Source organism: Stappia sp. WLB 29, assembly GCF_023507705.1.
Lineage (GTDB): Bacteria > Pseudomonadota > Alphaproteobacteria > Rhizobiales > Stappiaceae > Stappia.
Genome location: NZ_JALBGD010000035.1, coordinates 1 through 370, shown reverse-complemented (window position 1 = coordinate 370; position 370 = coordinate 1). Strand labels below are relative to the sequence as shown.

1 pseudogene is annotated in these 370 nt (G+C 70.8%); it reads right to left on the bottom strand.

Annotated elements, in window-relative coordinates:
- Nucleotides 1-370: pseudogene (locus MNI96_RS21795) on the bottom strand (methyl-accepting chemotaxis protein); the annotation flags it as partial.

The window sequence follows — 370 nt, the reverse complement described above, 5'->3', positions numbered from 1 at the left end:
CAGGTTGGTCTGCTCGGCGATGGCCTGGATCAGCGAGACGACCTCGCCGATCTTGTTGGCGGCGGCGGCCAGGCCTGCGACCTTCTCGTTGGTGGAGTGGGTGCCCTGGGTGGCCTGATCGACGACCTGGGTGGTCTGGCCGACCTGGCGGGAGATCTCGGCGATGGAGGCGGAGAGCTCCTCGGCGGCGCTGGCCACGGTCTGGACGCTGCCGGTGGCGGCGGAGCTGGCCTCGGAGGTCTCGCTGGCGCGTTCGGCGCTTTCCTGGGCCGAGGCGGACAGGGTACGGGCGGTCTCGTCGAGCCCGTTCGCCGTCTCGCTCACCGTGCCGATCAGCGCCTGCACCTTGTCCCGGAAGTCCGCGATGAGC